At 66.9% G+C, this 5800-nt stretch carries 7 protein-coding genes; all 7 read right to left on the bottom strand.

Annotated elements, in window-relative coordinates; all coding sequences use genetic code 11:
* On the bottom strand, window positions 1–1359 hold a 1359-nt coding region (locus VFH59_RS15800; RefSeq protein ID WP_325165868.1), incomplete at its 3' end, for a phage portal protein.
* Window positions 1356–1604, bottom strand: coding sequence for a primosomal replication protein PriB/PriC domain protein (locus tag VFH59_RS15795; RefSeq protein WP_325165867.1), 249 nt, complete (start codon window positions 1602–1604; stop codon window positions 1356–1358). The genes VFH59_RS15800 and VFH59_RS15795, both read right to left, overlap by 4 nt.
* A 103-nt stretch (window positions 1605–1707) precedes the next feature.
* A complete protein-coding gene (locus VFH59_RS15790; RefSeq protein WP_325165866.1) occupies window positions 1708–1956 on the bottom strand; it encodes a hypothetical protein in 249 nt (82 codons plus the stop codon).
* A gap of 32 nt (window positions 1957–1988) precedes the next feature.
* A complete protein-coding gene (locus VFH59_RS15785; RefSeq protein WP_325165865.1) occupies window positions 1989–2273 on the bottom strand; it encodes a helix-turn-helix domain-containing protein in 285 nt (94 codons plus the stop codon).
* Entirely contained in the window at window positions 2270–4240 is a 1971-nt protein-coding gene (locus tag VFH59_RS15780; RefSeq protein ID WP_325165864.1) for a phage terminase large subunit family protein, read from the bottom strand. The genes VFH59_RS15785 and VFH59_RS15780 overlap by 4 nt, the downstream gene beginning before the upstream one ends.
* Window positions 4240–4878, bottom strand: coding sequence for a hypothetical protein (locus tag VFH59_RS15775; RefSeq protein ID WP_325165863.1), 639 nt, complete (start codon window positions 4876–4878; stop codon window positions 4240–4242). The genes VFH59_RS15780 and VFH59_RS15775 overlap by 1 nt, the downstream gene beginning before the upstream one ends.
* A gap of 452 nt (window positions 4879–5330) precedes the next feature.
* Window positions 5331–5800: VapE domain-containing protein (locus VFH59_RS15770; protein WP_325165862.1), on the bottom strand; the 470-nt coding region annotated here is incomplete at its 5' end.

Below are 5800 nucleotides of genomic sequence, written 5' to 3'. Positions count from 1 at the left end.
GACAATCTCGCTACCGGAAACCCACCGGTTCTTTTCGCGGAGCTCCCAGCCGGTGGCTTCCTTCACCGGATCGATCCACGGCATGGCCGGGGGGATGTAGAGCGCGTGCGCGATGCCGTTGAAGGTGGCGCCGCGCGGAATCTTGACCAGGCCGGCGAGCACGCACATCGCGACGAAGCGGATGTAGACCTCGCTGGTGTGCTGGTCAATGAAGGCCTGGCTCAGTAGGCGGTACGCCTCCCACTGCTCGACCAGCTCTTGGCGCTGGGCGCTGTAGGTGCCGTTGTAGTTCTTGCTGGAGCTGGAGTAGGACACGTCCGCGCCGGCGGCGACGGCGCGCAGTTGCCCATCGCGCCAGGTGGCCGCGTTGGGGTTGGGACGCTTGCTGTCGATCGTGCCGATTTCCTCGCCGACCTTGAGGTCGTCGAAAACCATTCCCGGCTGCAGATGCATGTGGCGGGGTGCGGACCCGTCGGGCGGCGCCGCATATTCTTCCGGCATGCCCTTCTTGATGAAGGCCGCGAAGCTGGCGGCGATCTTGGCCGCGATGCGCTCGCTTTCCTCATAGTCTTTCAGATCGTCCAGCCGGGTCAGCACGCTGGCAAACATGCTCACGCCGCGGCGCATGCCGAAGCGGTCCACCAGCTTGATGTGACCGATGACGCTGGTCGGGACAGGCTTCAATTCCGGGTAGGCGGTCAGGCGCGCGCCCGGGTGCTGCTTGTAGACGTAGTAGGTTTTCGGGCGGTTCCAGGCATCGCACTCGACGCCCTGCACGATGTTGCGCGAGGGGTCGTTGTAGTCGCCCGGCACCATGTCGCTTTCGAGGTATTCCAGCGAGAACGGCACAGCCGTCGCGTGCGTGAGCCCCGGGACGTTGCCCTCGACGTACTGACACAGGGCTTCGCCATCGCGGAACCAGCTGCGGCACGCCAGCTGCTCGGCACGCGCGCGGTTGAACTCGCCGGTGACCTCGGGGGCGCGGCTCCAGGCCTCCCACAGGTCCGAGAGCTGCTGTGCCAGGCTGTCGATCACGTTGCCGTTGGCGTCGCGCGGCTGGGGCAGCACGCCAATGCCGTGAGCACCCACGACGTTGCGGACCAGCACGTTGAGGATGCCGCGGCTGATGTCGTGGTTGCGGTCCAGGTTGCGCGCCATGTCGCGCAGCGGTACCTGGGCGCCCTGCGCCACGGCGTTGCCGTCGCCCCAGTCGCGGGCGTGCTTGCGCAGGCGGGTGGACTGGGTGGCTTCGTAGGCGCCGCTGTAGGCGGCCACGCGGTAACGCGCCTGGGCGCGGCGTGCCGCCCAGCTGGGAGACACGGCAAGGATGGCGCGATCGATGCGGCTCAGGCGCTTCACCGGCAGCGCCCCCAGTCGCGTTCGCCGGCCTCGCGCCCGCCCGATCCACTGAAGTCGGCCAGCGAGTAACCGCGCCCGCCCCTGGCTTCGGAGGCGGCCTTGCGCTCCCACTCGCGGCGGCCTTCCTGCACCTGGGCAAGGTCGGCACGCGTCAACTGGCGATCACCCCACCGGTAGGACTGACCGGAAAGGATGGCGACCTCGGCGGCGAGGTACTTGTCGCGCATGTCGGTGGCGGTGGACATGCGCCCAGCTTCGACGCTTGGCTGTGCCACGTTTACCGAAGCGATGGCACAACGCAAAAAGCCCCGCTTATGGCGGGGCTTCGCTACTCAACCAGGACGCCGCTTAACTGGTCGTCATGCTCAGGCGCTTGCCTCGATGTATCGGCTTGCCGGTCATGTGGTCGATGACTTCGAACGTCTCGACAGCGCCCGCGGCTTCCAGGTACGCGAGAACGCCATACAAGGCGGCTCCCTGGTGGCGGTCCAGGGTGGCCGGCACTTGCATCTCACCATTCGGGCTGGCGAGGAACGCACGACCAACCGCCAACATGACGTCCAAGGCGTGTTCTGGCGTGGCTTCGATCTGAGACATTCGATTCTCCTGATGCTTGAGTCTAGCAGTGACTATGCCTGGCTGAGCAGGCGATAGTAGGTCCGCCGCGAGATGTTGAAACGCTTGAGGATGTCTTTCAGCGGCGTGCCCTTTTCTCGCTCGGCGAGGATTTCGCTGACGTCGCGGCGCATGTAGGGCTGCGGGATGTACAACTCATCGCCGCCATACTGCTGCTGCAGGTACCGCACGATGGGCACCACGTAGTCACGCGCGGCATCGAAACTAAGGCCCTTGGCTTCCTGAAGGGCTACGGCCAGTTCGTCCTGCAGGGCTTCGGCGACGTTTATCTCGGTCATCGGCTCATCCAGTCGGCGGATGCAAACGGGTTGGCGGCGGGGGCAGTCGTTCCACGTGGAGCGCTGGACGGCTGGACGTCCTGACGTGCGGGCGCGATGGCCGGCGCTGCCGACGCAGGAAGCGGCGCAGCGACCGGCCGCGCGACGAACAGGTCGTCCGTGCCCGGCTCGAGCTTGGCTTCCAAGGTGGCCCAGTCGGCGTCACGCTTGAGGTGGATGCGGACGTTCGGACTCAGCGCGGCAGCGTACGCGTACACGAAGGTATCCAGCGCCTCATTGCGGGCGCCGCTCTTCTTCACCCAGCGCTTGGCCGTGAGGTCGAAGCGCTCGGCGGTGAGCATGCGGTAGTAGTCCTCCGGCAGGTCACCCGGGAAATGGATGAGCCTGGCCTCTTCCTCGCGGTCGGCATCGCCGAGTAGGCGCTGCATGAGCGTCGTCTTGGCGGTGTTGACGCCGACCAGCCACAGGTTGATGCCCTTGCGGATGGTGCGGCCGCGCTTGTCGGCGTCCTGCTTGCTGGCGCGGCCGATGACTGGCCGCGCGGCATCCTTGCTGCCCTTGATCGCCATGACACCCTGCGCCTGCAGCGGGCGCACGGCGGTGTAGACCTCCTGCGTCCAGTTGCCCGAGTCGACGCAGGCCGCGGCGATGCGCATCTGGATGCCGCACGCGTTGATGAGGGGCTGGGCCAGGTAGTCCCACAGGATCGACCAGTCTTCCCGGCGGGTCGGGTCGGCTGGCAGCTCCACGTAGTCGACGATCCACGCCTGTTCGTTGCGACCCCAGGCCACGACCTGCACGGCGAAGCGGTTCACCTGTACGTCCACGCCAGCGGTGAGGATCAGGGCGCCGCGCGGGAGCGTGCGGCGCTGCCACTTGCCGGCACGCTGGGCGAGCTCGCTCGACTCGACTTTCTGGCTGGCGCCTTCGTAGCTTTCGCCCAGGATCGTGTTCACGAACGTGGGCATCAGCGACGGGTCTTTGCGCGCCTTGGCGCGCATGTCGGCGATTTCCTTCCAGGTATAGCCCAGGCCGATGTTGGCGTAGGCCGCCCACACTTCGAAGCTGCGATGTTCGAGGCTGCGCTCGGGCTTGCGCGCAATCCACTCGCCCGCGGCGAGCATGTCCGGCTTGTGGTGCTCTTCGACTAACTGGCCACAGCCGATGCAGAGGTAGCTGCCGTCGTCCGTGATCTGGTCGATGTGCAGCACCTGCTTTTTGGCGCAGTGCGGGCACGGCAACCAGAGCTGGCTTTGGTCTCCGTCGTCATAGTTCCGGTCGATCGCGCAGGCGTCCTTGACGGTCGGCGAGCTGATATCGAGGATCTTTCGCCGCGTGAACGTCGACGTACGGCGGATCGCCTGTTCCTCAGCGCTGCCTTGATCATCGAGGTCGCCGGGGTACTTGCTCGACTCGTCCAGCACCAGGTTCTTGATGGGCATCGTCGCGAGGCTGTTGGCGCTGTTCGCCCCGCTGAAGATGATCATGCCCGCCGGGAACTTCTTGCTCAGCAGCGTGTTGCCGCTGGTGCGGCTGGTGGCTGGGCCGATGCGCTCACGCAGGCATGGCATCAGCTCGATGATCGGCGCGAACCGGTGCTCGCTGAACTTTCGCGCCATATCCAGCGTGGGAAGCACGTACATGGTCGGGCCCGGGTTGTGCTCGACGATGTAGGACAACCAGTTGATGCCGACTTCGGTGCCGCCGACCTGCGTGGACTTGCGGATGGTGACGCGGCGCACCGGTGACTCGGCGCTGAGGCAGTCCATGATTTCGCGCAGGTAGGGCGCGCGGGCGGTGCGCCACGGGCCGGGCTCGGCCGCACCCTCCCGAGGCAGGATGCGGTACTTGTCGGCCCAATCGCTGACGGTGATAGGCGCCGGTGTTTCCCAGCCGCGCGCCCAGCTGGCAGTGGCGACCTCCGTGCCGCTGGGCAAAGCCACGTCGAGCGGATGCGCGTCGAACATCAGGCCTCCACCTCCGCAATCGACGGCTCACCCACAGCGGCACCAGGAACCGCCGGCAGCGGGCGCGCCGCGGCGAGCTGCTGCTTCACCACTCGCAATTCGGTGCTGAGCAGCTTGTGCACCCGCGCCGCATCGGACTCGGCCGCCAGCTGGGCGCTCAGCCGATCGGCGATGCCGTCGAGCGCTTCCTGCGCCTGGCGCGCCAGGCCGAACACTGCCGCCTCCACCTCATCACGCCGGACCAGATTGCCGGCCTTTTCGGCGAGCTCCAGCTCGGCAAGCCGCGCCTTTGCGATGCGCTCGCGCGTCGCCGCGTTGCGGTACGCCGGCGAATCGCCCGAACCGCCCGCCGGAGGCTGGCCCGCGCCGCTGGGCATCACACCTCCAGCGGTAGCCACTGGAACGTGCGCAGCGCTCGCCGGCGGCGCAGGGGGAGGCGTGGGCTTGCCAGTGCGGTCGCCGCCGCGTGCGGGGTCGTCTGTGGCGTCCAGGAGCGCGATCGTCTTGGCCACGTCGATGAGCCCGGTCTCGGTGAGCACCAGCCGGCCCTGGTGCCCGAGCTTCGTGACGTACGGAGCCGAGCAACCACGCAGACGGGCGAACTCGGCGCGCGTCACACCCTGCACTTCACCCGTCATAACCCACCCTTACCCGGCAAACTTCACCACCAAAGAGCCGATTAACCAAAGCGCAAACCCTTGAACTAGCGACAAATTGCGCGCCAATAGACCCGTATCCGGCCGCCCTGGGGAGGACCCGTTCAGGTTCACGTTCAGGTTGGTGAAGGCCCCTCGACACCCCCTGCCCGACCGCGAAACCCGACCTACCCGACCTCACTAGGGCGAGGTTGGGTAGCCGAAACCCGCGCCGCTGCTGACCTCGCCCAACCTGCCCAACCTGCCCAACCTGATTACGCACACACACAGAGTTAACCCGTGCCCTGTCCACTTCACTGACATACGCGCGAACCCTGAAAAGGTCGGGTAGGTTGGGCACGCCGCGCAGTGGCGCGGCCCGCGAGGTTGGGCAGAGGTCGGGCAGAGGTTGGGCAGGTTGGGCAGCGCCAGGCGGACTACCCCACGGCCAACGGCTAGAACGGCACATCGCTGCCCGCCCCCGATTCCTGGTGATACCAGCGACGCTCCCGCTCGCCATTGCCCAGGCTGACGCGAACGTGTTTCCACCCCAGCCTTCGCATGATCGCCGCGACGCGCATCTGCTCAGGCTTGCCGTGCTTGCCCAGGTCCATGTTCAACGCCCAGCTGAGGATCTCCGCGGTGGTTGTCCACTCCAGCCGGTTGCCGTCGCCGGCTGACACTGCGAGGCGCCCGGGGTAGTTCTTGGACTCATCCCGGCCGCCAAGCCAGCGCTGCACCGGCCCCTGCCAGCTGTCCTCCACAAACCGTTCCTCTTGCTGCTCGGCCGCATCCTCGGGCAACTGCCACCACGCGTGACCATCGCGGAACATCGCCACGGCCTCGGCCCATAGCTGGTCGCGCTCGCGCAGGATGGCCGGGATGTCGACCGCCACCACCTTGACCGGGAGGAAGCGCCGGCCAC

The sequence above is a fragment of the Frateuria sp. genome (assembly GCF_035695185.1).
Classification (GTDB): domain Bacteria; phylum Pseudomonadota; class Gammaproteobacteria; order Xanthomonadales; family Rhodanobacteraceae; genus Frateuria_A.
This window is presented reverse-complemented; position numbering and strand designations above follow the sequence as displayed.